Source organism: Nocardioides sp. GXQ0305 (assembly GCF_050880345.1).
In the GTDB taxonomy this organism is placed as follows: Bacteria; Actinomycetota; Actinomycetes; order Propionibacteriales; family Nocardioidaceae; genus Nocardioides.
Genome location: NZ_JBNYXG010000001.1, coordinates 547,596 through 572,098 on the forward strand (window position 1 = coordinate 547,596; position 24,503 = coordinate 572,098).

Sequence of the window (24,503 nt, forward strand, 5' to 3'; positions counted from 1 at the left end):
GACCCATGGGTCCGTTCGAGTACGAGGAGTCAGTCGTCGGAGCGCGGGTCCTTCGAGGAGTAGCCCGCCTTGGGCGGGATGCCCTCGGGGTTGGTCTCGACCGCTCCGGGGCGCTGCTCGGGCGGGACGTCGTCGGCGTCGACCTCGGGGTCGGGCTCGGGTGAGGTGACGTCGCGGACGCCGTCGGTGCCGACCTGGCCGCCGGGGCCGGTCGGGCCCTCGCGCTCGCTGCTCACGCCCATGTCGCCGGAGGCGTCGTGGTGGGAGTCGCGCACGTCGCGGGGCTCGCGGGGGTCGCTCGTGTCGGGTGCCATCAGGCAGGGTCCTCCTTCTCGGGCTCGCTCGCGCCGTCCCCCTCGTTCTCCTGCTGCTTGTCCTCCGGCTGGCCGACCTCGTCCGGGACGATGTCCTCGACCCCCGGGTTGTCGTCGGGGTGGAGGTCGTGCCCCAGCACGGCCGGCTCGTCGCCGGAGAACGGCGTGTCGGAGTTGATGGCGTCGGCGCCTCCCGGGTTGTCCGGGGGCGGCTCCACCACGGGATCGGGCATCGGCCCGAGCTTGTCGTCGATCATTCCTGTCCCCTCCCTGCGGGGGCGTTCTCGAATCCGTACGTCAGGTACGCCGCCCCCGTGCCCAACGATGCCAGTGCCCGGGCCTCGTGGGGCACCACCCGAACGGGCAGGTCGTCGAGTCGCCACCACCGCAGCTCCGCGCACTTCGCCGGCTCCACGATCCGCGGGTCGCCCGCCCACCCTCGCGCCGAGAAGAAGAAGTCGACCCGCTCGTCGATCGGATCGGCATGTCGGGTGCGCTGCATGGTCAGCTCGAAGACCAGGTCGAGGTCGTCGATCCCGAGCTCCTCGCGCGCCTCCCGCCGGGCCGCGTCGTACGCCGTCTCGCCGCGCTCGACGTGGCCGGCCGCGGCGGCGGCCCAGCGGCCGTCCATGTAGCCGGTGTTCTGCCGCAGCTGGAGCAGCACCTCGACGCCCGCGGGCCCCTCGCGCAGCAGGTAGACGTAGGCCGCGGGGACGACGACGAAGCGGTCGGTCACCCGCTCGACGGCTGGTCGAGGGCGGTCCCGGCGTTCTCCTGCTGCTCCGGGGTCGTGTGCGGGTCGTCGGCCTCGTCGGGGAGGTCGTCGTCGTGCTCGTCGGCGGGCTGCTCGGTCACCTCGAGCGCCTCGTTGCTCTCCTCGGGCACCGGCTGGCTCACGGTTTGCCTCCCGTGGTGCCACCGCCCACGTCGCCGTCACGCTTGCCGTCGAGCTTGTCGAGGGCCTCCTTGGCCTTCTCGGAGCCGGTGCCGATGTGGCGCGAGTACTTGCCCTTGGTCTTCTTGTCCGCGGCGGACGCCGCCTGGTCGATGCCGCGAGCGATCTTGTCGCCGTGGTCGTCGACGGCCTTCTGCGCCTTGCCGCGGAGGTTGTCGAGGAATCCCATGCCGGTCCTTCCTGTCCGTTGTTGCCAGACTAGCGACATGGGTCGAGTCCCGATCGTGGCAGTCGTGGGGGCCACCGCTGCCGGCAAGACCGGCCTGTCCCTCGACCTCGCGGAGCGGCTGGGCGGCGAGGTCGTCAACACCGACGCGATGCAGGTCTACCGGGGCATGGACGTCGGGACCGCCAAGCTGCCGCCCGTCGAGCGACGCGGCATCGCCCACCACCTGCTGGACACCCATGACCCGGCGGAGGCGGTGAGCGTGGCCGAGTTCCAGACCGAGGCGCGGGCGGTGGTCGCGTCGCTGCGCGGGCGGGGCGTCGTTCCCGTGCTCGTGGGGGGCTCGGCGCTCTACACGCGCGCGGTGCTCGACCGCTTCGAGTTCCCCGGGACCGACCCGGCGCTGCGCCGGCGCCTCGAGGGCGAGCTGGCCGAGGTCGGCGTGGCGGCGATGCACGACCGGCTGTCGGAGGTCGACCCGGAAGCGGCGGCCCGGATCCTGCCCGACAACGCGCGGCGGATCGTGCGGGCGCTGGAGGTGGTCGAGCTGACCGGGCGCTCGTTCACCGCCTCGCTGCCGCGGCTGGAGTACGTCGACCCGCTGACCGTGCAGGTCGGCGTCGCGATCGACCGGCCGACGCTGGACGAGCGGATCGCCGCCCGGGTGCGCAGGATGTACGACGACGGCCTGGTCGACGAGGTGGCCCGGCTCGGCTCCCTCGGACCCACCGCGGCCACGGCGATCGGCTACCGCGAGGCCGCCGCCCACCTCGCCGGCGAGCTCACCCTCGAGGAGGCCGTCGAGCGGACCACCGCCGCGACCCGCCGGTTCGCCCGCCGCCAGGAGTCGTGGTGGCGCAAGGACCCCCGGATCACCTGGGTCGACCACGACGACCCCTCCCGGGTCGACCTCGCGGTGGCCGCTGTGGAGAACTTCCGGTAGTTCAGTGACAAACGGCCCCCGGCACGCCGTCACGAGGGGCCAACTGCCACTGGAGTACCGCAAGAACGGTCGGGCGCACACCGCGCGGGACGGAGCAGGATGGACCCATGACCGAGATCGGGGGGCGCGACCGGCTCCGTGAGCTGCTGGACGCGGTGCTCGACGACGAGCACCGGACGCTCGGAGACATGGCCGGCGGCGCGTTCGCGTCGCCGTACCACTTCACCCGCCGGCTCTCGCGCGACGCAGGCGAGCCGCCGGTGGCGATGAAGCGCCGGGTGATGCTGGAGCGCGCCGCCTGGCAGCTGCGCCAGGGGACGTCGGTGACCGACGCGGCGTTCGCGGCGGGCTACGAGTCCGTCGAGGGCTTCAGCCGGGCCTTCTCGCGCGCGTACGGCCGGCTCCCGAGCGAGGTCACGGACGCGGGTACTGGGGGCGACCCCTGGCTGCCCGCACCCAACGGCATCCACTTCCACCCACCCACCTCGCTGTGGGTCCACACCGGGGAGCGCACCATGAGCGGACCGCTCGACCACCTCGTCCACCACGACCTCGACGACACCGCCGCGCTGATCGACGCGGCCAAGGGACTGCCCGAGGACGCCTACCGGCGCCGGACGCGGCCGGGGCAGCGGGTGCTCTGGTTCGACGGCACGGACGAGTCCGTCGTCGAGATCCTCGAGCACCAGGTCTTCACCAAGGAGGTGTGGCTGGCGGCGATCCTCGGTGAGGACTTCCCCGAGGACCGGCGCGACGACCCCGCCGGCCTGCTCGAGCGGCACGAGGCGGCGGCCGCGCGGTGGCTGGCGATGCTGCGTGACATGGAACGCCGCGACGCGTGGGACGACCGGATCGTCGACGCGCTGTGCGATCCCCCGGAGAGCTTCGTGCTCGGGTCGATCGTGGCCCACGTCCTCACCTTCGCCGCCCAGCGGCGGGGGCTGGTCCGGGCGATGCTCGGCGAGCTGGACGTCGAGGTCGGCAGCGGCGACCCCATCGACTGGCTGCGCAGCCGGCACGGGCAGGAGCAGCCGTCATGACGACCGTCTACTACACCGCCACCACCCTCGACGGCTACCTCGCCGACGAGGAGGACTCGCTGCACTGGCTGTTCAAGCAGGACCAGGACCCCAAGGGCGCCCACTCCTACGAGGAGTTCATCACCGGGATCGGTGCGGTCTGCATGGGCTCGACGACCTACGAGTGGGTGCTGCCGCACCTGTCCGACGGCTGGGCCTACGAGCAGCCGTCGTGGGTGTTCACGACCCGCGACCTGCCCAAGGTCGAGGGCGACGTCCGGTTCGTGCGCGGCGACGTCCGGCCGGTCCACGAGGAGATGGTGGCGGCCGCTGCCGGGAAGGACGTGTGGGTCGTGGGCGGGGGAGACCTCGCGGCGCAGTTCGCCGAGGCGGGCCTGCTCGACCGGATGATGCTGAGCGTCGCGCCGGTGACCCTCGGTGCCGGTCGGCCGCTGTTCCCGCGCCCGTTCGACCTGCGCCTGGTCGAGTTCGCCCGGAACGGCGACTTCGCCTGCCTCACCTTCGACGTCGTCGGGCCGCTGGAGCGCGGACCCGACGACCCCGGCCCGATCTGAGGGAGCAACTACCCTGAGGGCGTGACCACCACGCCCGACCGCACCGCCGCCTGGACCGAGATCGCCCACGCCGACGAGCTCGTCGCCCTGCTCGGCGAACCCGGCGAGCGGGCCGCCACCAAGGCCCGCCCCGCCCTGCTCGACGTCGACCGGGCCTGGCTGTCGGCCTCGCCGTTCTGCGTGATGGCGACGGCCGGTACCGACGGCAGCTGCGACGCCTCGCCCAAGGGTGATCCCGCCGGCCGCCTCGTGCACGTCATCGACGAGCGGACCATCGCGATCGCCGAACGGCCCGGCAACCGGCGCGCCGACGGCTACCGCAACATCCTCGACAACCCGCACGTGGGGCTGAACTTCCTGATCCCCGGCCGCGGCGACACGCTCCGGGTCAACGGTCGGGCCCGCCTGGTCAGCGACGCGCCGTTCTTCGACGAGATGGTCGTCAAGGGCCACCGGCCGGTGCTCGCGGTCGTGGTCCAGATCGAGGAGCTGTTCTTCCACTGTGCGAAGGCGTTCCTGCGCTCCGGGCTGTGGAAGCCCGAGACCTGGGACCCCGAGGGCGTCGTGCCGCGTCGCGCCGTGGTCGCGGCCGAGGTCGAGCCCGCCGGGATGACGGTCGACCAGCTCGACGACTACTACCGGCCCGAGAACTACGCACGGGGCCTGTATGGCTGACCTGCGGTTCTGGAAGGGGCACGGCACCGAGAACGACTTCGTGATCGTGCCGGCCGGCGCGGAGCTGGCTCCCGAGCGAGTGCGGGCCCTGTGCGACCGCCGGGCCGGGATCGGCGGCGACGGTGTCATCCGCGCGGCGCGGGGGGACGACGGCCGCTGGTTCATGGACTACCTGAACTCCGACGGCTCGGTCAGCGAGATGTGCGGCAACGGCATCCGGGTGTACGCCAGGCACCTCCACGACCGCGAGGGCGAGCCCTTCCCGATGGAGATCGGCACCCGCGACGGGGTCAAGACGCTCACCGTCGACGACCACGGCCGGATCACCGCCGACCTCGGCGAGGCGCAGGTGCTGGGCGAGACCAAGGTCGGCATCGAGGGCCGCTCGTGGCCGGCCACCCACGTCGACACCGGCAACCCGCACGCCGTCGCGTTCGTCGACGACCTGGCCGACGCCGGGCCGCTGCTGGCGCCGCCCGATCACGACGCGTCCCTCTACCCGGACGGCGTCAACGTCGAGTTCGTCGTACGTCGCGGCGAGGGGCACGTCGCGATGCGGGTGCACGAGCGCGGCTCCGGCGAGACCCGGTCGTGCGGCACGGGCGCGTGCGCGGCGGCGGTCGCCACGGCGACCTCCGAGGGCCGCGGGCCGGGCACGACCTACCGGGTCGACGTCCCGGGCGGCACCCTGTCGGTCACCTGGACCGAGGCGGGTCGGGTGCTGCTCACGGGCCCCGCCGTGATCGTCGCCGAGGGGACGACCTCGCTCTGAGCGAGTGACCCGGCGCCGATAACGTCCTCCGCATGGACATCACCGGAGCAGCAGCGATGGTCACCGGCGGAGCCTCGGGCATCGGCGCCGCGGTCGCCCGGCGTCTCGCCGAGCGTGGCGCGCGGGTCGTGGTCGCCGACCTGCAGGTCGACAAGGGCGAGGCGCTGGCCGCCGAGATCGGCGGCGAGTTCGCCGCCGTCGACGTCACCGACACCGATCAGGTCCGCGAAGCCGTCGACCGGGCAGCCGCGCTCGGGCCGCTGCGGGTGCTGGTCAACTCCGCCGGCATCGGCTGGGCGCAGCGCACCATCGGCCGCGACGGCGAGTACGGCTCGGCCCACGACCTCGACGCGTTCAAGAAGGTGATCGCGATCAACCTGGTCGGCTCCTTCGACGTGGCCCGGTACGCGGCGTCGCAGATGTCGCGGCTCGAGCCCACGGAGTCGGGCGACCGCGGGTCGATCGTCACCATCGCCTCCGTGGCGGCGTTCGACGGCCAGATCGGGCAGGCGGCGTACGCCGCGTCGAAGGGCGGCCTGGTGGGCCTCACCCTGCCGGTGGCCCGCGACCTCTCCGCCGCCGGGATCCGCTACAACACGGTGGCCCCGGGCCTGGTCGAGACCCCGATCTACGACTTCGCCGAGGACCCCGCGGCGTTCAAGGAGCAGCTGGGTGCCTCAGTGCTGTACCCCAAGCGGCTCGGCACCCCCGACGAGCTCGCCTCGATGGTGCTGGAGTGCCTCACCAACTCCTACATGAACGCCGAGACGATCCGGGTCGACGGTGGGATCCGGATGCCTCCGAAGTAGCGCTGCCCCACCGGCCGGGGCAGCTGCCTGTCATCCGGCGAGCCCGGCGTCGCGCACCTGGCTCACCAGCTCGTCGGGCGTCGCCCAGGAGACGCCGGTCACCGGCACCCGCTCGACCAGCGCGACCACGCCGTCGAGCGCGGCCTGGGCGCCGCCCGGGAAGGGCGCCGCCAGTTGCCGGGCGGCGTGGCCGACGGCGGCGGCCCCGGTGAGCGGCCCGACGTGGTCGGCGGCCACCGGCACGAGCCACCCCGCGATGACATGACGACCGGCCGGGAGCCGGTCCTCGGTGACGGACGGGCCGAGCCTCGCCAGCTCGTCGGGGGTCGCCGTGATCTCCACGAGCGGGGCGGGCACCTCGACGGCCCCCTCCTCGGGGTGCAGCACCGACCGCGGCACGTCGGCGAAGGTGAGGCCCGCGGGGACCAGCAGCCGGTCGACCGACCCGGTGAGCCCGGGCACGCCCGCCGGGACCAGCAGCACACCCCGCGGGGTGCCGACCGGCACCGCGTCGACGCCCAGCCCGGGCACGGACTCGAGCAGCGGGCTGAGGTGGCGGGCGAGACCACCGAGCAGCCGCCCGAGGTCGCGGGTGCCGAGCACCGGCCGACCGCCGTGGTAGAGGTGGTGGAGCGGAGCAGCCTTGCGCCGCCCCGGCCTCCCGAGTCGCACCGAGTACGCCGGCGGCGCGTCCGCATGGTCGCGCACCCGGTCGCCGAGCGCCGCCGCCACGTGGGCCCGGACGCCCTCGTCGCTGAACCTGATGCCGACGTGGAGGTCGTCGTGGAGGTGCACCGCGAGGGTCCCGGTCCACGCGATGTCGTCGAACTCGCTGCCGCACGTCGTCGGAGCGGCGACGTACCGCGGCTCGCCCTGAACCACGTGCTCGGTCATGTCGCCCCCTGCGGCCCGTCCGACGGCCCGGCCACGTCCGATGCTTCCACACGGCCGGGCGTGCGCGGCCACTCCGTGGTGTCGCGGACGCAGCGGTCGCGACCGCCGCCCCCACTACTGTGTGCCCGTGAGCGCGCTGTTCGTGCCGTACGCCGCCGCGGCGGTGCTGCTGGTCGTGGCGGGCGTCCCCAAGCTGCTCGACCCCGCCCCCACCCGACGGGCGGCCGAGCAGGCCGGACTGCCGTCGTCGGCCACCGTCGTCCGGCTGCTGGGGCTCGCCGAGACCGTCGTCGGCGTGACAGCGCTCCTCGTGGGCGGGCCGGTTCCCGCGACGGCCGTCGCGGTCGCCTACCTCGGGTTCGCAGCCGTGGTCACCCGGGGTCTGCTGCGGGGCGACCTGGAGTCGTGCGGGTGCTTCAACGGCACCGACGCGCCACCCTCGCCCCTCCACGTGGCGCTCGACCTGGGCCTGGCGGCCTCGGCCGTCGCCGTCGCCCTGGGCCCGACGACGTCGTGGCCCGCGCTCGCCGCAGACGAACCCGGGACGGCACTGGTCACCGCCCTCCTCGCGCTCACCGTCGCCGGGCTGGTCTACCTCGTGATGGCGCGGCTGCCGCGGGTGGCCGCGCCCGTGCTCCGGGGGGCCACCCGGTGAGCGTGCTCGAGGTGGGGCTGGTGGTGGCGGTCGCCCTGCTGGCCGTGGTCGTCGCCGCCCAGGGCCGGGCGCTGTCCGCGGCCGCGCGCCGGCTGGAGCTCCTCGAGCGCCGGGTCGACCGCCGGGACCGGCTCACCGGGGAGCCGGCCACCGCCCCGCCGACGCAGGCCCCGGAGAGCGCACCGACCCCGACCACGCCCGCGGACCTCGAGGGCGACGCCGTCGACGTGCGCGGCACCGACCCCGAGGGCGAGCCGACCGTGATCCCGCTGGAGGCCACCGCGCAGCCGACGCTGCTGGCGTTCCTGTCCACCAGCTGCGACATCTGCGTCGGCCTCTGGGAGCGGCTCCGCGACGGCGCACTGGCGTCCGGGGCGCCGGGGGTGGTCCCGGTCGTGGTCACCAGGGACGCCACCCAGGAGGACGCGGGCCTGGTCCGCTCGCTCGCGACAGCCGAGGTGCCGGTGGTGCTGTCGAGCGAGGCGTGGGACGACTACGAGGTGCCGGGGTCGCCGTACGTCATGGTCGTCTCGGCCGCCCCTGGGTCGGTCGCCGCCGAGGGCAGCGTCGCCACCTGGGAGGACCTGGTCCGGATCGCCCGCTCGGCTACCTGAGCGGTCGGGTCAGCGCCCGTCCGCCAGCCGGCGTGCGAGGTCGGGGACCTGGTAGGCCCCGTGGGCGAGCGGCTCGGTGACAGTGCGGTCGGCGCCCACGAGGTAGGCCACCGGCGTCCCCAGCCCCTGGAAGAAGTCGGGCACCGCGGACACGTGCACGGCCGTGAGGCCGGCGTCGCCGACCTGGGAGCGCAGCGACCTCCTGGTGCCGGTCGTGACCAGGACCAGGTGGACGCCGACGTCACGCAGCCGTGGTGACAGCTCCGCCAGGTCGGGCACGATCCTGGTGCAGAAGCCGCAGCGGGTGCCCCAGCTGACGAGGAGCGTCGGAGCGGCGGGAAGGTCGGACCACCCGGCCCACGCCGCGAGGTCCGCGCCCGGCGGGACGCCGTCGGGCCCCGACAGGTGCAGGTGGCCTGCGTGCGGGTCGCGGGCGACCCCCTCGAGCAGGCCCTGCTCACCGAGGGTGCGGGCCAGCGCCACGACGTCGCCCTCCACCTGCGTGCGCTCGGCGCCCAGCACGTCGGCGATGTCGAACGCGATCTCGCCGAGCGTCGACTCGCCGTCGAGGAACCGCGTGACCAGGGCGGCGGGCCGGTCGAGGACGTGGCTGGCGCCCGAGTCCGGGTCGAGCAGCACCCCCTCGCCCTCGAGGAACGCGGACCCCACCCCGCTGCGCAGCTGCGGCGCCGAGTCCGGGCCCACCTCGCTCGCCGGGATCTCCCCACGATCCGCCGCTTGCAGGTCCAGCTCGTCCATCTCGTCCCCCCGCCGTCGTCCCCATGCCCCGAGGCGCAGGAGCACAGGGTAGACCCGATCCCGGGGTCGCGACCCCCCTTCGGAGGATCCGATCTGCCGCACCGCTGGGATAAGTTGGCGGGCCGGGAGGGTCCATGGACGTACGGCGCCTGCTGCTCGGCCTCGCGGCGCACGGCCTGCCGACGACGGTCGCGCTGCCCGACGAGCCCCCCAGCGGCCAGGAGTGGCGTCGGCTCCGGTCGGCGGTCCGCATCGAGCGGCTGACCGGCCCGGCGTCCGCGGCGGCCGACGCCGGGGCCCTCGTCCTGACCGACGAGCAGCGTCAGGAGCTGGAGGAGGAGCACGTCGCGGCGATGGCGCACGTCGTCAGGCTCGAGGCGGGCCTGCTCCGGATCCACGACGTGCTCGGCGCCGCCGGCGTCCCGGTCGTGGTCCTCAAGGGCACCGCGGTCGCGCACCTCGACTACGCCGACCCGCAGGCGCGGGCGTTCGGCGACGTCGACATCCTGCTGCCCACCGGCCAGTTCGCCGAGGGGGTCGCGGCGCTGCTCGACCACGGCTACGTGCGTCCGTCCGCGGGGCTCGGACCCGGCTTCGACGCCCGGTTCGGCAAGGGCGCGACGCTGGTCGGTCCCGAAACGTGCGAGCTCGACGTCCACCGCACCTTCGCGATGGGCCCGTTCGGGATGATGGTGCGGCTCGAGGAGCTCTGGGAGCACCCGGCGTGCTTCGAGCTCGGCGGCCGCGAGCTCCACGCGCTCGACACCGAGCAGCGCTACCTGCACGCCTGCTACCACGCGGTCATCGGCAACAACACCCGCCGTGTGCAGCCCTACCGTGACGTCGCCGAGATGCTGCTGTACGGCGCGCACGACCCGGCCCGGCTGCGTCGGCTGGCGGCCCACTGGTCGGCCGAGGTGGTGCTCGCGCGTGCGGTCGTCGAGACCTGGGACGCACTCGGGCTCACCGAGGAGGGTCCGCTGCTCGCCTGGGCCCGCGGGCGGGTCCCGACCCGCCGCGAGGAGCGGCTGCTGGGGGTCTACGGTCGCGGCACGTCGTACGCCGCCAAGGCGGTCGCCGGCTTGACCGTGCTGCCGGGGTGGCGCGATCGGGTCGCCTACGCGCGGATGCTGGCGCTGCCCGACCGACAGCACGCCCGGGCCACCGGTGGGTCGCGCGTGGGTCGGCTGTTCCGCGGCGCGCGCCGGGTGGCCCGGGACACCCGTCGGGTGAGGACCGGACGCCGCTGACGGACCGGGAATCGACCGGGCGCCGGGCTGGTTCTCCGATAAGCGGTCGCGCAGGGCGACCGCCCTTCGTACCCTGAGAGGCACATGACGAACGCACACGACTTCATCCCTTCGAGACGCGCGCAGGACGCGCTCCTCAGGGACCACCTCGACGCCGAGCCCTTCGAGACGGGCGCTGCGCGCCCTCCTCAGGAACCACTCGCCGAGACCGCCGACTGGGACGACGAGTTCCGGAGCGGGTACGCCGACGACCCCGAGGACCTCGACGACCTGACCACCGGCGAGCAGGACCTGGCCGAGCGCCACCAGCTCCGCCGGGTCGCCGGCCTGCGCACCGAGCTCGAGGACATCACCGAGGTCGAGTACCGCCAGCTCCGCCTGGAGCGCGTGGTGCTCGTCGGTGTCTGGACCGAGGGGACCGACCGCGACGCCGAGAACTCCATGGCCGAGCTGGCGCTGCTCGCCGAGACCGCCGGCTCCGAGGTGCTCGACAACGTCTACCAGCGGCGGACCAAGCCGGACCCGGCGACCTACGTCGGCCGCGGCAAGGTCGACGCCATCGGCGAGATCGTGCAGGCCACCGGCGCCGACACCGTGATCTGCGACGGCGAGCTGGCGCCCAGCCAGCTGCGCAACCTCGAGGACCGGCTCAAGGTCAAGGTCGTCGACCGGACCGCGCTGATCCTCGACATCTTCGCCCAGCACGCGAAGTCCAAGGAGGGCCAGGCCCAGGTCGAGCTCGCCCAGCTCAGCTACATGAAGCAGCGGCTCCGTGGCTGGGGCGGCCAGCTCTCCCGCCAGGCCGGGGGCCGGGTCGGCGCCGACGGGGGCGGCATCGGTGGCCGCGGTCCCGGTGAGACCAAGATCGAGACCGACCGGCGCCGGATCAACACCAAGATCGCCAAGCTCCGCCGCGAGCTCAAGGAGATGAAGGGGACCCGCGACACCAAGCGCGCCACCCGTCGCCGCAACCACATCCCCAGCGTCTCCATCGCCGGCTACACGAACGCCGGTAAGTCCAGCCTGCTCAACCGGCTCACCGACGCCGGGGTGCTGGTCGAGGACGCGCTGTTCGCGACCCTCGACCCGACCACCCGCCGTACGACGACCGCCGACGGCAGGGTCTACACGATGAGCGACACCGTCGGCTTCGTGCGGCACCTGCCCCACCAGCTGGTCGAGGCGTTCCGCTCGACGCTGGAGGAGGTGGCCGACGCCGACCTGGTGCTCCACGTCGTCGACGGCGCCCACCCCGACCCCGAGGGCCAGCTCGCGGCGGTCCGCGAGGTCTTCGCCGAGATCGGCGCGGGTGACGTGCCGGAGCTCGTGGTGATCAACAAGGCCGACCTGGCCGACCCGATGGTGCTGGCCCGGCTGCAGGCGCGCGAGCCGCACAGCGTGGTGGTCAGCGCGCGGACCGGCGAGGGCATCGCCGAGGCACTGCTGGCCGTCGAGGCCGAGCTGCCCCGGCCCAGCGTCGAGTTCGAGGCGCTGCTGCCCTACGCCCGCGGTGACCTGATCGACCGGCTCCACCGGCACGGCGAGATCGAGTCGATGGAGCACACGGCCGACGGCACCCGCGTGTCCGGCCGCGCGAACGCCGACCTGGCCGGCGAGCTGGCGGCGTACGCGCTCTGACGCGTCGCGCCCGGGTGCGACGCCTGCTCGCGGGACGCCCGGGCACCGACGTGCGAGGATTCCTGCGTGTTGCACTCGTTGGCGGGGCGCGCCGAGAACGCGATGCAGGCCCGCGTCCTGGCCCAGCTGCGTGACGAGGGCCCGCTCTCGCGCGTCCAGCTCGCCGACCGGCTCGACGTCTCCCGCACCACCATCGCCGCCGAGGTCACCCGGCTCGCTGAGCTGGGCCTCGCCCAGGAGGTCGGCCCGGCCGCCTCGCGCGGCGGGCGGCGCTCCACCATGGTCGACCTGGCTCCCGACCTGCGCTTCGTGGGGATCTCGATCGGCGCGACCGGTCTCTCGGTCGGGGTGACCGACGGCCGGCTCGCCGTGCTCGGCAGCCGCCAGATCGAGTGCGACATCCGGACCGGACCCGAGGCGGTGCTGGCGGCGGCCATCGAGGAGGCGCGCAGCGTCCTCGAGGAGTGCGGGGGCGTGAAGCCGCTGGGCGCGGGCATCGGCGTGCCCGGGCCGGTCGACTTCCACCGTGGCGTCTCGGTGTCGCCGCCGATCATGCCCGGGTGGGACGGCTACCCGGTGCGCGACGCCGTCGCGCGCGAGCTGGGGTGCTCGGTGGTGCTCGACAACGACGTCAACGTGCTGGCGGCGGGGGAGCAGCACGCCGGGGTCGCCCGCAGCGCGCGCGACTTCCTCTTCGTCAAGATCGGGACCGGCATCGGCTGCGGCATCGTCGTCGACGGCGAGCTCTACCGGGGCGTCGACGGGTGCGCCGGCGACATCGGGCACATCCGCGTCGAGGAGTTCGGCCCGACCTGTGCCTGCGGCAACACCGGCTGCCTGGAGGCCTTCTCCGGCGGAGCCGCGCTGGCGCGGGACGCGACCGCCGCCGCCCGGGCCGGGCGGTCGCCGATCCTCGCCGAGATCCTGGAGCAGCGCGGCGAGCTGACCGCCGCCGACATCGGGGCCGCCGTCGCCCAGGGCGACGCGCAGGCGGTCCAGCTCATCCGCGACAGCGGCCACCGGGTCGGCCAGGTGCTGGCCAGCCTGGTGTCGTTCTTCAACCCCGGGCTGATCGTGATCGGCGGCCGGGTGACCGGCCTGGGGCACGCGCTGCTGGCCGAGATCCGCGGCGTCACCTACCGGCGCTCGCTCCCGCTGGCCACGGGCAACCTGCCGATCGTGCTGAGCGAGCTCGGGGACGAGGGCGGGGTGATCGGCGCCGCACGACTGATCAGCTCGTCGGTCTACGCACCGCTCGCCGGTGAGCGCGCATGACACGACTCGTCGCGGGGGTCGACTCCTCGACCCAGTCCTGCAAGGTCGTCGTCCGCGACGCGGACACCGGCGCGCTGGTGCGAGAGGGACGGGCACGCCACCCCGACGGCACCGAGGTCGACCCGGAGGCGTGGTGGCGGGCGCTGCAGGAGGCGGCCGAGCAGGCCGGCGGTCTCGAGGACGTCGCTGCCGTCAGCGTCGCCGGCCAGCAGCACGGCATGGTCTGCCTCGACGATGCCGGGGCCGTCGTCCGGCCGGCCCTGCTCTGGAACGACACCCGGTCGGCCCCCGACGCGACCGACCTGATCGCCGACCTCGGCGAGGGCGAGCAGGGACGGACCGCCTGGGCGGAGGCCGTCGGTCTGGTGCCGGTGGCCTCGTTCACCGTGACCAAGCTGCGCTGGCTCGCCCGCAACGAGCCCGAGGCGGCCGCCCGTACGAGCGCGGTGTGCCTGCCGCACGACTGGCTGACCTGGCGACTCGCCGGCTCCGCGGACCTCGCCGGTCTCACGACCGACCGCAGCGACGCGAGCGGCACCGGCTACTGGTCCGCTGCCACCGGCCACTACCGCGGAGACCTGCTGCGGCTGGCCCTCGGGTCCGAGCCGGCCGTGCCGCGCGTGATCGGGCCGGCCGACTCCGGGGCCACGGCCGCCACGGGTGCCCTGCTCGGCGCCGGGGCCGGTGACAACGCGGCCGCCGCGCTCGGCCTCGCGGCCGGACCCGGCGACGTGGTCGTCTCGCTCGGCACGTCCGGGGTGGTGACGGCGGTCGCCGAGGTGGCCGCGGCCGACCCGACCGGGATCGTGGCCGGCTTCGCCGACGCCACCGGCCGCCACCTGCCCCTGGTCGCCACCCTGAACGCCGCCCGCGTGCTGGACGCCACCGCCCGGGTCCTCGGCGTCGACCACGGGCGCCTCGCCGAGCTCGCGCTGTCGGCGCCGCCCGGGTCCGGCGGGCTGGTGGTGGTGCCGTGGCTGGAGGGGGAGCGGACCCCTGACGTGCCCGACGCCACGGGCACGGTCGAGGGCCTCGCCCTGGACACCGCGACCCCGGCCCACCTGGCGCGGGCCGCCGTCGAGGGGATGCTCTGCGGGCTCGCCGACGGGCTCGACGCCCTGGTGGCCCACGGCGCCGAGCCGCGCCGGCTGCTCCTCGTGGGCGGGGCCGCGTCCTCGCGGGCGGTCCGCGAGATCGCGCCCTCCGTGCTCGGCATGCCGGTGGACGTGCCCGAGCCGGGGGAGTACGTCGCCGACGGGGCGGCCCGGCAGGCCGCCTGGGCCTTGGACCCCGCCTCCGGCGTACCGGGGTGGACGCTCGCGGCGACCCACCGGGTCGAGGCCGACCCCACGCCCCACGTCCGGGAGCAGTACGCCGCCGCCCGGGACCGCGCCCTCCGCCACTTTCGAAACTGACCTGCCAAAGATCGAAGGCTGGTTGACGTGACCTGCGTCACACCGTAGGTTCGCGAGCACTCGCCCGTCCCGACGGCGAGTCACAAAGGAGATGGATCGTGCGCAGAATCGCCCTCGGGGGCGCCGCGGCCACCCTGGTCCCGGGCCTCCTCACCCTTCCCCTGGCCGTCTCCGGCCAGGCTGCACCCGCGGTTGCTCCGCCGCCCGACACGGCCTTCCAGAAGGTCACCCTCAACGACCGGCCCGGCGAGCCGATGGACCTCGCCGTGCTTCCCGACAACGACGTGCTCCACACGACCCGCGTGGGAGACATCTGGCGCAACGACGCCCGCACGGGCGTCAACCAGAAGATCGGCTCGATCGACGTCTACCGCCACGACGAGGAGGGCCTGCAGAGCATCGCCCTCGATCCCGGCTACAACGGCCGGAGCAACCGGTGGGTCTACCTCTACTACTCGCCGCCGCAGGACACCCCCGTCGACGACCCGAGCACCCCGGACGTCAACGAGGGTGACGCGCCGACCACCGGCACCCCCGCTGACTTCGCGCCGTTCGAGGGCGTGATCCGCCTCTCGCGGTTCGAGCTGGTCGACGGCCGGATCGACACCGGCACCGAGCAGCAGATCATCGACGTCCCCGTCGACCGTGGCATCTGCTGCCACGTCGGTGGCGACATCGTCTTCGACAGCGACGGCAACCTGCTGCTGTCGACCGGCGACGACACCAACCCGTTCTCGTCCGACGGCTACGCCCCCATCGACGAGCGGCCGGAGGTCAACCCGGCCTTCGACGCGCAGCGCAGCTCGGCCAACACCAACGACCTGCGCGGCAAGATCCTCAGGATCACGCCCCAGGACGGTGGCGGTTACACGATCCCCGAGGGCAACCTGTTCGCTCCCGGGACGGACCGGACCCGCCCCGAGATCTACGCGATGGGGCTGCGCAACCCGTTCCGCATCGAGCTCGACCCACGCACCGACGACCTGTTCGTCGCCGACTACTCGCCCGACGCCAACGCGCCTGACCCCGCACGCGGTCCGGCCGGGCACGGCAAGTGGACCGTCGTGCGCGAGGCGGGCAACTACGGCTGGCCGTACTGCGCGACCGCCGAGCTGCCGTACGTCGACTACGACTTCGCCACCGAGGAGTCCGGCGAGGAGTTCGACTGCGCCAACCCGGTCAACGAGTCGCCCCACAACACCGGCCTGACCGAGCTGCCGCCCGTGCAGCAGCCCGACGTCTGGTACAGCTACGGCGTCTCGGCGGAGTTCCCCGAGCTCGAGGCCGGGGGCATCGGCCCGATGGCGGGTCCGGCCTACGACTACGCGAAGAAGAACAAGCGCCAGCGGCAGCCGGTCGCGTGGCCGGCGTACTACGACGGGATCCCGCTGTTCTACGAGTGGACCCGCGACTACGTGAAGGCGATGCTCCTCGACCGGGCCGGCGAGCTCGTCGGGATCGAGCCGGTCGTCGACTCGATCGTGACCGACAACCCGATGGACATGGAGTTCGGGCCGAACGGTGCGCTCTACGTCCTGGAGTACGGCGACGGCTACTTCGCGGAGAACCCCGACGCCCAGCTGTCCCGGATCGACTTCATCGGCGAGGGCGGCAACCGCAGTCCGCTGCCGGTGGTCTCGGCCGACCCGACCACGGGCTCGGAGCCGCTGACGGTCAGCTTCTCCAGTGAGGGCACCACCGATCCCGAGGGTGACCAGCTGCGCTACCGGTGGGACTTCGAGGGTGACGGTGAGTTCGACTCCCGGCAGCCGAACCCGACCTTCACCTACACCGAGCCCGGGGCCTACCGGGCGACGCTGACGGTGACCGATCGTGGCGGCCCGGACCGGGGTCGGCACGCGTCGGCCGACGTGGACGTCGTCGTCGGGAACGAGACGCCGGTGGTGACCCTGGTCGCGCCGGTGGAGGGCCAGCCCTTCCAGTTCGGCGACACGGTGGCCTACGAGGTCCAGGTGACCGACGACCAGCCGGTCGACTGCGACCAGGTCACGGTGACCTACGTGCTCGGCCACGACACCCACGGCCACCCGCAGTCCACGGCCACCGGGTGCACGGGCAGCCTCGTCACCACGGTTCCCGAGGGGCACGACCCCGCGGAGGACGACCTCAGCGCGGTCTTCGTCGCGGAGTACACCGACCCCGGTGAGGGCGACGTACCGCCGCTGACCGGGACCGACCAGGTGGTGCTCGAGCCGACCGGCTGAGCCGCCACCCGGCCTCCAGGAGGGCACCTGCCTGACGGGTGGGTGCCCTCCCACCGCCCACTTTGTCCAGTGACTTTGCAAAGTCATCAAGAAAGTTTGCGGATTTCGGCCTGAGGGGCTTGTGGGCCGGGGTCATTCCTCACTAGTTTGTGCGCCACGACGACAAACCTGTGACTGCCGTCACCTGGCCTCCGAGGTCCCACGTGCACCAGACCGACCCACCGCTGCGGGTCAGCGCGGCTGCCGACCAGGCAGACCTGCGCCGGGCCCACCTCGGGCTGGTGCTGCGGTCCCTGCGCGACCACGGCCCCCGGTCGCGGTCGCGGCTGGCCGCAGAGCTGGGCCTGACCCGGGCCTCGGCCTCCAGCCTCGTGGGAGACCTCGAGGAGCTGGGCCTGGTCCGTCGCGGCGCCCGTGAGCGCGGAGCGGTCGGTCGACCCGGCACCTCCGTGGAGCTGGTCGGGAAGCGGGTCTGCGGCATCGGCGCCGAGATCAACGTCGACCACGTGGCCGCCCTCGCCGTCGACCTGACCGGCACCGTGATCGCGGAGTCCCGACGCGGGCTGGACGGCCGGACCCTGGGGCCGGCCGCCGTGGTCGCCGAGCTCTGCGCGCTCCTCGTGGAGATCCTCGGCGAGGTTGGGGACCAGGGAGTCGCCCCGAGCGGGGTCACCGTGGGGGTCGCCGGGATCGTCGACGCCCACACCCAGGTGGTGCGGCTCGCGCCCAACCTGGACTGGCGCGACCAGCCGGTCGCCGCGATGCTCGAGGACCAGCTGGGTGCGGCCGGCGTACGCGGGCTCCCCGTGGTGCTCGACAACGAGGCCAACCTCGCCGCGATCGCCGAGATCGACCCGGTCGACCCCGACCGGTCCGACATGGTCGTGCTGTTCGGCGAGGTCGGGGTCGGTGGAGGGGTCGTCGCCGACGGCCGGCTGCTGCGTGGCCGGCACGGCTGGGCCGGCGAGCTCGGGCACATGATCGTCGACCCCCAGGGGCGCCCCTGCGGCTGCGGCCGCGTCGGCTGCTGGGAGAGCGTGATCGGGCTGCACGCCCTGCTCGACGCCGCCACCGATCCCGACGACCCCGTGCGGGACCCGTCGCTCGCGCTGGAGCACCGCCTCGACGAGATCGCCGACCGGGCCCGCCGTGACGACACGCGCACGCTGGCGGCCCTGCAGACCGTCGGCAGCTGGCTCGGCAGGGGTGCCGCCGGCCTGGTCAACACCCTCGACCCGGGCGTGGTCGTGCTGAGCGGCTACTTCGCCTCGCTCGGCGCCTGGCTGCAGCCCGTCGTCGAGGAGCAGCTGCACGCGGGCGTGCTCGCCCCGCACGCCGGCCGCACCCGGGTGGTGCTGTCGACGCTCGGCCCCACCGCCGCCGTACGCGGTGGTGCGCTGGTCGCCCTCGAGTCGGTCTTCACCGACCCCACGGCCGTGCCCGGAGCACCTGTCCTGAACGGAGCCGCTCGATGACCGACCGACCCGACGACGCGATGCTGCAGATGAGCGGCATCGTCAAGCGCTTCCCCGGCGTGCTGGCGCTCGGCGGGGTGGACCTCGACGTCCGCCGGGGCGAGGTGCACTGCCTGCTCGGCCAGAACGGCGCCGGCAAGTCGACCCTGATCAAGGTGCTGTCGGCCTCCTACCAGCCCGACGAGGGCACCATCACCTGGGACGGCAGGGAGGTGTCGCTCCCGACCCCCGTGTCCGCCATGAAGCTCGGGATCTCCACGATCTACCAGGAGCTCGACCTGGTCCCCGACCTGAGCGTCGCCGAGAACATCTTCCTGGGCCACGAGGTGTCCCGGGCGGGTCTCTCCCAGCGCTCCCTGGCGAACCAGCGGGCCCGCGAGCTCCTCCAGCGGCTCGGCCACGGCGAGATCTCGCCGACGCGCGCGGTCGGCCGGCTCTCACCGGCGGCGCAGCAGATCGTCAGCATGGCCCGGGCGCTCTCCCACGACACCCGGCTGCTGATCCTCGACGAGCCGTCGGCGGTGCTCGACCAGGAGGAGGTCCGCAACCTGTTCCGGGTGATCCGCGGCCTGACCTCCGAGGGCGTCGCGGTGGTCTACATCTCCCACCGGCTCGAGGAGATCCGGGAGATCGGCGACCGGATCACGGTCCTCAAGGACGGCCGCACGGTCGCCACCGGCCTCCCGGTCGAGGACACCCCGACGTCGCGGCTGATCCAGCTGATGACCGGGCGCTCGATCGAGTACGTCTTCCCGCCCCGGCCCACCACCCCCCGCGACCGCGGCGACGTCGCCCTCGAGGTGCGGGGCCTCTCCCTCGCGGGCGTCTTCAGCGACGTCGACCTGACCGTCCACGCCGGCGAGGTCGTCGGCCTCGCGGGCCTGGTCGGGGCGGGTCGCTCCGAGATCGTCGAGACCCTGTACGGCGCCCGCAGGGCGTCGAGCGGCACGGTCACCGTCGCCGGGCAGAAGCTGCGCCGCGGCTCGGTGCAGCAGGCCGTCGCGGCCGGCGTCGGCCTGTGCCCCGAGGAGCGCAAGAGCCAGGGGCTGCTGCTCGACCAGGCGGTCTACCGCAACATCACCGTCTCCTCGATGCGCAGGTTCTCCCGCGGGGGCTTCCTCAACAGCGCCGCCGAGAAGCAACGCGCCGAGGTGCTGGCGACGTCGCTCGACGTACGCCCCACCGGGGTGGGCCGCGAGGTGCGCACGCTCTCCGGCGGCAACCAGCAGAAGGTGCTGCTGGCCCGCTGGCTGCTGCGCGAGTGCAAGGTGCTGATCCTCGACGAGCCCACCCGCGGCGTCGACGTCGGCGCCCGCACCGAGATCTACACCCTGATCCGGACCCTCGCCGACTCCGGGGTCGCCATCGTGGTCGTCTCCAGCGAGGTCGAGGAGGTCCTCGGCCTGGCCGACCGGGTCCTGGTGGTCCGCGAAGGCGTCGTGGTGCACGAGGCACCTGCGACCGAGCTCGACGAGTCCAGGGTCCTGGACCTCGTGATGGAAGGAAGCGTGGCATGAGCGACAGCAGCACCGGCGTCTCCAGCGACACCGCCCGCGTGGAGCAGGCGGCGCAGGAGACCCCGCGGGACCGCGGCCCGATGGCCCTGATGCGCACCGGCGCGGGGCGCAACCTGGGGTTGGTCATCGCGCTGGCCCTGCTGTGCCTGGCAGGAGTGATCACGGCGGGCGACCAGTTCGCCAGCAGCGCGAACGTGCTGACCATCCTGCGGCTGGCCTCGGTCATCGGCGTGGTCAGCATCGGCATGACCTTCGTGATCACCGGCGGCGGCATCGACCTGTCCGTCGGGGCGATCGTCGCCCTGGCCTCGGTGTGGGCGACCACGCTCGCCACCCAGACGATGGCCGAGGACACCCACTGGCTGGTCATGGTGCTCACGGCGCTGGCCGTGGGCGTCGGGTGCGGCCTGGTCAACGGGGTGCTGGTGGCCTACGGCAACGTGGTCCCGTTCATCGCCACGCTGGCGATGCTCGCCGCCGCCCGCGGACTGGCCGAGATCATCGCGCAGCGCCGTACTCAGATCGTCACGGTCGACGGGTTCACCGACTTCTTCGGCGCCGACGTGCTCGGCATCCCCGTGCTGGTGCTGATCTTCGCGCTCGTGGCCGTGATCGGCTGGGTGGTGCTCAACCGCACCACCTTCGGACGTCGCACGCTCGCGGTCGGCGGCAACCCCGAGGCGGCGCGGCTGGCCGGCATCAACGTCAAGCGGCACACCGTCCTGCTCTACGTCGTGGTCGGCCTCTGCTGCGCCATCGCCGCCCTGATGATCACGGCCCGGACGACCACCGGGTCCTCCACCCACGGAACCCTCTACGAGCTCGACGCGATCGCCGCGGTGGTGATCGGCGGCACCCTGCTCTCCGGCGGCCGCGGCACGATCGTCGGCACCGTGTTCGGCGTGCTGATCTTCACCACGCTGTCCAACGTCTTCACCCAGAACAACCTGTCCAGCTCGGCGCAGGCGGTGGCCAAGGGGGTCATCATCGTCCTCGCCGTCCTGCTCCAGCAGCGCCTCGCGCGGCGCGCCGACTCATCGTGACACCCGACCCTCACCGCGACCGTCCGGTCCGACACCACCACCAAGGAGATGAAATGTCCGCACGCAAGCTCCCGTTCCGGCGCCGGATGCTGATGGGTACGGCTGCGGTCGCCGCCGCCTGCACCGTCCTCGCCGGCTGTACCAGCAACGAGCCGGAGTCCTCCGGCGACGACGGTGACACCTCGAACGCCTCCAGCTCCAATGACGACACCGGCGAGACCGTGACCATCGGGTTCTCCGGCCCTGCGGCCGACCACGGCTGGCTGGCCGCGATCAACAGCAGCGCCATCGAGGAGGCCGAGAGCTACGACGACATCGACTTCCAGGCCGCCGAGGGGACCAACGACGCGAGCCAGCAGATCGCCCAGGTCGAGACGTTCATCAACAACGACGTCGATGCGATCGTGCTGCTCCCGACCGACGGCGCCGCCCTCACCGACGTCGCCACCCAGGCGATGGAGGCCGGCATCCCGGTGGTCAACGTCGACCGCGAGTTCTCCTCGCCCTTCGCCGCCCGGACCACCGTCCTGGGCGACAACTACGGCATGGGCGTCTCCGCCGGTACCTACGCGTGCGGGCTGATCGAGGAGAACGACATCCAGGACCCGGTCATCGCCGAGATCGCCGGCATCGACTCGCTGCCGCTGACCCAGGACCGTTCGGAGGGCTTCGCGGACGCGCTCGAGGGCTGCAACGAGGAGGTCGACAACCGGGTGGCTGCCGAGTTCACGGTGGAGTCCGGCGAGGAGCAGGCCTCGAACCTGCTCCAGGCCGAGGACCAGATCGACATCATCTGGAACCACGACGACGACCAGGGCGTGGGCGTGAAGGCCGCGTTCGACAACGCGAACCGTGACGAGTTCTTCTTCATCGGCGGCGCCGGCTCGTGCAACGCGATGGAGTGGATCGAGAACGGCGAGATGGAGGCCACCGTCATCTACCCGCCGACCCAGGCCGCCGACGGCGTCCGGCTCGCCCGGCTGATCGCCCAGGACAAGGGCATGTCCGACCTGGTGCAGCCCGAGGTGCCCAAGCGGGTCGTCCTCGACGCGCCGGTGGTGACCGCGGACAACGTCGAGGAGTACGCCGACCTCTGCTTCCCGTCCTGAGGCACTTCCCGACGACCGGCCCCCTGCGCCCGACGGGCGCAGGGGGACACCACCAGAGCGAGGACCGAGTCAGATGACCGACCAGCAGGCCACCCTCGGGGTGGGGATGATCGGCTACGCCTTCATGGGAGCGGTCCACTCCCATGCCTGGCGCAGCGCGCACCGCTTCTTCGACCTGCCCCTCCATCCGCGGATGAGGGTGGTCTGCGGCCGCGACCCCGACCGGGTGGCCGAGGCCGCCGAGCGGATGGGGTGGGACGGCAGCTCGACGTCCTGGCAGGAGGTCGTCGCCCGCGACGACATCGACCTCGTGGACGTCTGCACCCCCGGCGACACCCACGCCGAGATCGCGATCGCCGCGCTGGAGGCCGGCAAGCACGTCCTGTGCGAGAAGCCGCTGGCCAACACGGTGGCGGAGGCGGAGGCGATGGCCGCCGCCGCGGACCGGGCCGCGGCGGACGGCGTACGGGCGATGGTCGGGTTCACCTACCGGCGGGTCCCGGCCATCGCGCTGGCCCGACGGCTGGTCGCCGAGGGCCGGCTGGGGGAGGTGCGGCACGTGCGGGCGCAGTACCTCCAGGACTGGCTCGTGGACCCCGAGGCGCCGCTGTCGTGGCGGCTGGACAAGGCCCGGGCCGGTTCGGGCGCGCTCGGCGACATCGGGGCCCACGTGGTCGACCTGACCCAGCACATCGTCGGAGACACGATCCACGAGGTGTCCGGACAGCTGGAGACCTTCGTCAAGGAGCGCCCGGTGGCCACCGGCTCCAGCGGGCTGACCGCGGCCGGTGGCCCCGAGCGGGGTCCGGTGACCGTCGACGACGCTGCGGTGTTCCTGGCGCGGTTCTCCGGGGGTGCGCTCGGGGTCTACGAGGCGACCCGGTTCGCGACCGGTCGCAAGAACGCGATCCGGATCGAGGTGAACGGGTCGCTCGGCAGCGTGGCCTTCGACTTCGAGGACATGAACGTCCTGCACTTCCACGACGCGACCCTCCCGGACGAGGAGGCCGGCTTCCGGCGGATCGTGGTCACCGAGCCGGGCCACGCGTGGATCGGGGGCTGGTGGCCACCGGGTCACGGGCTCGGCTACGAGCACGGCTTCACCCACCAGGTGGTCGACCTCGTCACCGCCCTCGGCGAGGGCACCGAGCCCGCGCCCAGCTTCGCGGACGGACTGCAGGTGCAGCGGGTGCTCGCCGCAGTCGAGTCCAGCTCCGACACCCGTGCCTGGCAGGAGATCCCGACATGAACGACTACACCCCGCGCCGCGAGGACCAGTTCTCCTTCGGCCTCTGGACCGTCGGCTGGCAGGGCGTCGACGTCTTCGGACCGGCGTCCCGCGCCCCGCTGGACCCGGTCGAGGCCACGGAGCGGCTGGCCGAGCTGGGCGCCGCCGCGGTCACCTTCCACGACGACGACCTGGTTCCCGACGACGCGACCCGGGCCCGCACCCTGGAGCGGTTCCGGGAGGCGCTCGACGCCACCGGGCTCGGCGTCGAGATGGTCACGACCAACCTGTTCGGCCACCCGGTGTTCAAGGAGGGCGCCTTCACCGCCAACAACCGCTCGGTCCGGAGGTTGGCCCTGGCCAAGGCGCTCCGCAACCTCGACCTCGCGGCCGAGCTCGGTGCGAAGACCTTCGTGCTGTGGGGCGGCCGGGAGGGCGCCGAGCACGGCGCCGGCAAGGCCGTCCACGCCGCCCTCGACCGCTACGCCGAGGGCCTGAACGCGCTGTGCGCCTACGCCCTGGAGCAGGGCTACGACATCCGGTTCGCGATCGAGCCGAAGCCGAACGAGCCCCGCGGCGACATCCTGCTCCCGACGATCGGCCACGCGCTCGCGTTCATCGGGAACCTCGCACACCCTGAGATGGTCGGGCTCAACCCGGAGGTCGGGCACGAGGAGATGGCCGGGCTCAACTTCGCCCACGGCCTCTCCCAGGCGCTCTGGCACGACAAGCTGTTCCACGTCGACCTCAACGGGCAGCACGGCCCCCGCTTCGACCAGGACCTCCGCTTCGGCGCCGGCAACCTGCGCGGCGCCTTCTGGACCGTCGACACCCTCGAGGGCGGGGCCGGTCCCCGCTACGGCGGCTACCGGCACTTCGACTTCAAGCCGCCGCGGGCCGAGGCCTCCGACGGCGTGTGGGAGTCCGCCCGGGCCTGCATGCGCAACTACCTCGTGCTGAAGGAGCGCGCCGCGGCGTTCCGCGCCGACCCCGCCGTGGCGGAGGCGCTGGCCGCCGCCGAGGTCCCGGAGCTGTCCACCCCGACCGTCGCCGGGGGCGAGACGCTCGCCGACGTCCGCGCGGCGTCGTACGACCTCGACGCGCTGGCCATGCGCAGCACCGGGCAGGAACGGCTCGACCAGCTCGCTCTCGAGCACCTGATGGGGGTGCGCTGACGC

The 24,503-nt window shown here is 73.4% G+C and carries 26 protein-coding genes; 19 read left to right on the forward strand and 7 right to left on the reverse strand.

Annotated features, from left to right (window positions below):
- Positions 1–29: 29 nt before the first annotated feature.
- Genes ACQ1X7_RS02685 through ACQ1X7_RS02705 form a run of 5 tightly spaced genes read right to left on the reverse strand, consistent with a single transcriptional unit; the run spans position 30 to position 1,438 of the window.
- Positions 30–314, reverse strand: a complete 285-nt coding sequence (locus tag ACQ1X7_RS02685; RefSeq protein ID WP_432476601.1) for a hypothetical protein — start codon at positions 312–314, stop codon at positions 30–32.
- The gene (locus ACQ1X7_RS02690; RefSeq protein ID WP_432476602.1) at positions 314–571 is read right to left on the reverse strand and encodes a hypothetical protein; all 258 of its coding nucleotides are present in this window, start codon (positions 569–571) and stop codon (positions 314–316) included. Before ACQ1X7_RS02690 ends, ACQ1X7_RS02685 begins: the two co-directional genes overlap by 1 nt.
- Entirely contained in the window at positions 568–1,050 is a 483-nt protein-coding gene (locus tag ACQ1X7_RS02695; RefSeq protein WP_432476603.1) for an NUDIX hydrolase, read from the reverse strand. The genes ACQ1X7_RS02690 and ACQ1X7_RS02695 overlap by 4 nt, the downstream gene beginning before the upstream one ends.
- Positions 1,047–1,211 carry a hypothetical protein gene (locus ACQ1X7_RS02700; protein WP_432476604.1) on the reverse strand — a complete coding sequence of 55 codons (165 nt, stop codon included), beginning with the start codon at positions 1,209–1,211 and terminating at the stop codon, positions 1,047–1,049. The genes ACQ1X7_RS02695 and ACQ1X7_RS02700 overlap by 4 nt, the downstream gene beginning before the upstream one ends.
- On the reverse strand, positions 1,208–1,438 hold the full coding sequence (locus tag ACQ1X7_RS02705; protein ID WP_432476605.1) for an antitoxin: 231 nt from the start codon (positions 1,436–1,438) through the stop codon (positions 1,208–1,210). The genes ACQ1X7_RS02700 and ACQ1X7_RS02705 overlap by 4 nt, the downstream gene beginning before the upstream one ends.
- Positions 1,439–1,475: 37 nt before the next feature.
- On the opposite strand from ACQ1X7_RS02705, the gene miaA reads away from it, so the two are divergent.
- From miaA to ACQ1X7_RS02735, 6 genes are all read left to right on the forward strand, one after another.
- Positions 1,476–2,378 carry a tRNA (adenosine(37)-N6)-dimethylallyltransferase MiaA gene (gene miaA, locus ACQ1X7_RS02710; RefSeq protein ID WP_432476606.1) on the forward strand — a complete coding sequence of 301 codons (903 nt, stop codon included), beginning with the start codon at positions 1,476–1,478 and terminating at the stop codon, positions 2,376–2,378.
- 107 nt (positions 2,379–2,485) lie between these two features.
- Positions 2,486–3,418: a helix-turn-helix domain-containing protein gene (locus ACQ1X7_RS02715; RefSeq protein WP_432476607.1), complete on the forward strand. Its 933-nt coding sequence runs from the start codon at positions 2,486–2,488 to the stop codon at positions 3,416–3,418.
- Positions 3,415–3,972, forward strand: a complete 558-nt coding sequence (locus ACQ1X7_RS02720) for a dihydrofolate reductase family protein (RefSeq protein WP_432476608.1) — start codon at positions 3,415–3,417, stop codon at positions 3,970–3,972. The genes ACQ1X7_RS02715 and ACQ1X7_RS02720 overlap by 4 nt, the downstream gene beginning before the upstream one ends.
- Before the next feature lie 21 nt (positions 3,973–3,993).
- Positions 3,994–4,647: a pyridoxamine 5'-phosphate oxidase family protein gene (locus tag ACQ1X7_RS02725; RefSeq protein ID WP_432476609.1), complete on the forward strand. Its 654-nt coding sequence runs from the start codon at positions 3,994–3,996 to the stop codon at positions 4,645–4,647.
- Entirely contained in the window at positions 4,640–5,419 is a 780-nt protein-coding gene (gene dapF, locus ACQ1X7_RS02730; protein ID WP_432476610.1) for a diaminopimelate epimerase, read from the forward strand. The genes ACQ1X7_RS02725 and dapF overlap by 8 nt, the downstream gene beginning before the upstream one ends.
- A gap of 32 nt (positions 5,420–5,451) precedes the next feature.
- Positions 5,452–6,228: an SDR family NAD(P)-dependent oxidoreductase gene (locus tag ACQ1X7_RS02735; protein WP_432476611.1), complete on the forward strand. Its 777-nt coding sequence runs from the start codon at positions 5,452–5,454 to the stop codon at positions 6,226–6,228.
- Positions 6,229–6,258: 30 nt separating this feature from the next.
- Here ACQ1X7_RS02735 and ACQ1X7_RS02740 read toward each other — a convergent pair whose 3' ends face one another.
- Positions 6,259–7,122, reverse strand: coding sequence for a hypothetical protein (locus tag ACQ1X7_RS02740; protein ID WP_432476612.1), 864 nt, complete (start codon positions 7,120–7,122; stop codon positions 6,259–6,261).
- A 127-nt stretch (positions 7,123–7,249) separates the two neighbouring features.
- Between ACQ1X7_RS02740 and ACQ1X7_RS02745 the strand changes: the two genes are divergently transcribed.
- Together ACQ1X7_RS02745 and ACQ1X7_RS02750 are read left to right on the forward strand one after the other, a co-directional pair.
- Positions 7,250–7,777: a MauE/DoxX family redox-associated membrane protein gene (locus ACQ1X7_RS02745; protein WP_432476613.1), complete on the forward strand. Its 528-nt coding sequence runs from the start codon at positions 7,250–7,252 to the stop codon at positions 7,775–7,777.
- Positions 7,774–8,391: a hypothetical protein gene (locus ACQ1X7_RS02750; RefSeq protein ID WP_432476614.1), complete on the forward strand. Its 618-nt coding sequence runs from the start codon at positions 7,774–7,776 to the stop codon at positions 8,389–8,391. The genes ACQ1X7_RS02745 and ACQ1X7_RS02750 overlap by 4 nt, the downstream gene beginning before the upstream one ends.
- Before the next feature lie 9 nt (positions 8,392–8,400).
- Here the strand turns inward: ACQ1X7_RS02750 and ACQ1X7_RS02755 are convergent, their stop codons facing one another.
- Complete coding sequence (locus ACQ1X7_RS02755; protein WP_432476615.1) at positions 8,401–9,150, reverse strand: PqqD family peptide modification chaperone; 750 nt, start codon at positions 9,148–9,150, stop codon at positions 8,401–8,403.
- Between the two features lie 134 nt (positions 9,151–9,284).
- On the opposite strand from ACQ1X7_RS02755, the gene ACQ1X7_RS02760 reads away from it, so the two are divergent.
- The 11 genes from ACQ1X7_RS02760 (at position 9,285) to xylA (ending at position 24,500) form a co-directional block, all read left to right on the forward strand.
- Positions 9,285–10,400 carry a nucleotidyltransferase family protein gene (locus tag ACQ1X7_RS02760; protein WP_432476616.1) on the forward strand — a complete coding sequence of 372 codons (1,116 nt, stop codon included), beginning with the start codon at positions 9,285–9,287 and terminating at the stop codon, positions 10,398–10,400.
- A gap of 84 nt (positions 10,401–10,484) precedes the next feature.
- A complete protein-coding gene (gene hflX, locus ACQ1X7_RS02765) occupies positions 10,485–12,038 on the forward strand; it encodes a GTPase HflX (protein ID WP_432476617.1) in 1,554 nt (517 codons plus the stop codon).
- 66 nt (positions 12,039–12,104) lie between these two features.
- Positions 12,105–13,313, forward strand: a complete 1,209-nt coding sequence (locus ACQ1X7_RS02770) for an ROK family transcriptional regulator (protein WP_432476618.1) — start codon at positions 12,105–12,107, stop codon at positions 13,311–13,313.
- Positions 13,310–14,728 (forward strand): xylulokinase, encoded by a 1,419-nt coding sequence (locus ACQ1X7_RS02775; RefSeq protein WP_432476619.1) that lies wholly within the window; start codon positions 13,310–13,312, stop codon positions 14,726–14,728. The genes ACQ1X7_RS02770 and ACQ1X7_RS02775 overlap by 4 nt, the downstream gene beginning before the upstream one ends.
- Before the next feature lie 98 nt (positions 14,729–14,826).
- On the forward strand, positions 14,827–16,953 hold the full coding sequence (locus ACQ1X7_RS02780; protein ID WP_432476620.1) for a PQQ-dependent sugar dehydrogenase: 2,127 nt from the start codon (positions 14,827–14,829) through the stop codon (positions 16,951–16,953).
- Between the two features lie 203 nt (positions 16,954–17,156).
- Positions 17,157–18,428 carry an ROK family protein gene (locus tag ACQ1X7_RS02785; RefSeq protein WP_432476621.1) on the forward strand — a complete coding sequence of 424 codons (1,272 nt, stop codon included), beginning with the start codon at positions 17,157–17,159 and terminating at the stop codon, positions 18,426–18,428.
- Positions 18,425–19,945 (forward strand): sugar ABC transporter ATP-binding protein, encoded by a 1,521-nt coding sequence (locus tag ACQ1X7_RS02790; protein ID WP_432476622.1) that lies wholly within the window; start codon positions 18,425–18,427, stop codon positions 19,943–19,945. The genes ACQ1X7_RS02785 and ACQ1X7_RS02790 overlap by 4 nt, the downstream gene beginning before the upstream one ends.
- On the forward strand, positions 19,942–20,988 hold the full coding sequence (locus ACQ1X7_RS02795; RefSeq protein ID WP_432476623.1) for an ABC transporter permease: 1,047 nt from the start codon (positions 19,942–19,944) through the stop codon (positions 20,986–20,988). Before ACQ1X7_RS02790 ends, ACQ1X7_RS02795 begins: the two co-directional genes overlap by 4 nt.
- Before the next feature lie 53 nt (positions 20,989–21,041).
- Positions 21,042–22,097 (forward strand): substrate-binding domain-containing protein, encoded by a 1,056-nt coding sequence (locus ACQ1X7_RS02800; protein ID WP_432476624.1) that lies wholly within the window; start codon positions 21,042–21,044, stop codon positions 22,095–22,097.
- Positions 22,098–22,170: 73 nt separating this feature from the next.
- Complete coding sequence (locus ACQ1X7_RS02805; protein WP_432476625.1) at positions 22,171–23,346, forward strand: Gfo/Idh/MocA family protein; 1,176 nt, start codon at positions 22,171–22,173, stop codon at positions 23,344–23,346.
- Positions 23,343–24,500 (forward strand): xylose isomerase, encoded by a 1,158-nt coding sequence (gene xylA, locus ACQ1X7_RS02810; protein ID WP_432476626.1) that lies wholly within the window; start codon positions 23,343–23,345, stop codon positions 24,498–24,500. The genes ACQ1X7_RS02805 and xylA overlap by 4 nt, the downstream gene beginning before the upstream one ends.
- Positions 24,501–24,503: the final 3 nt, after the last annotated feature.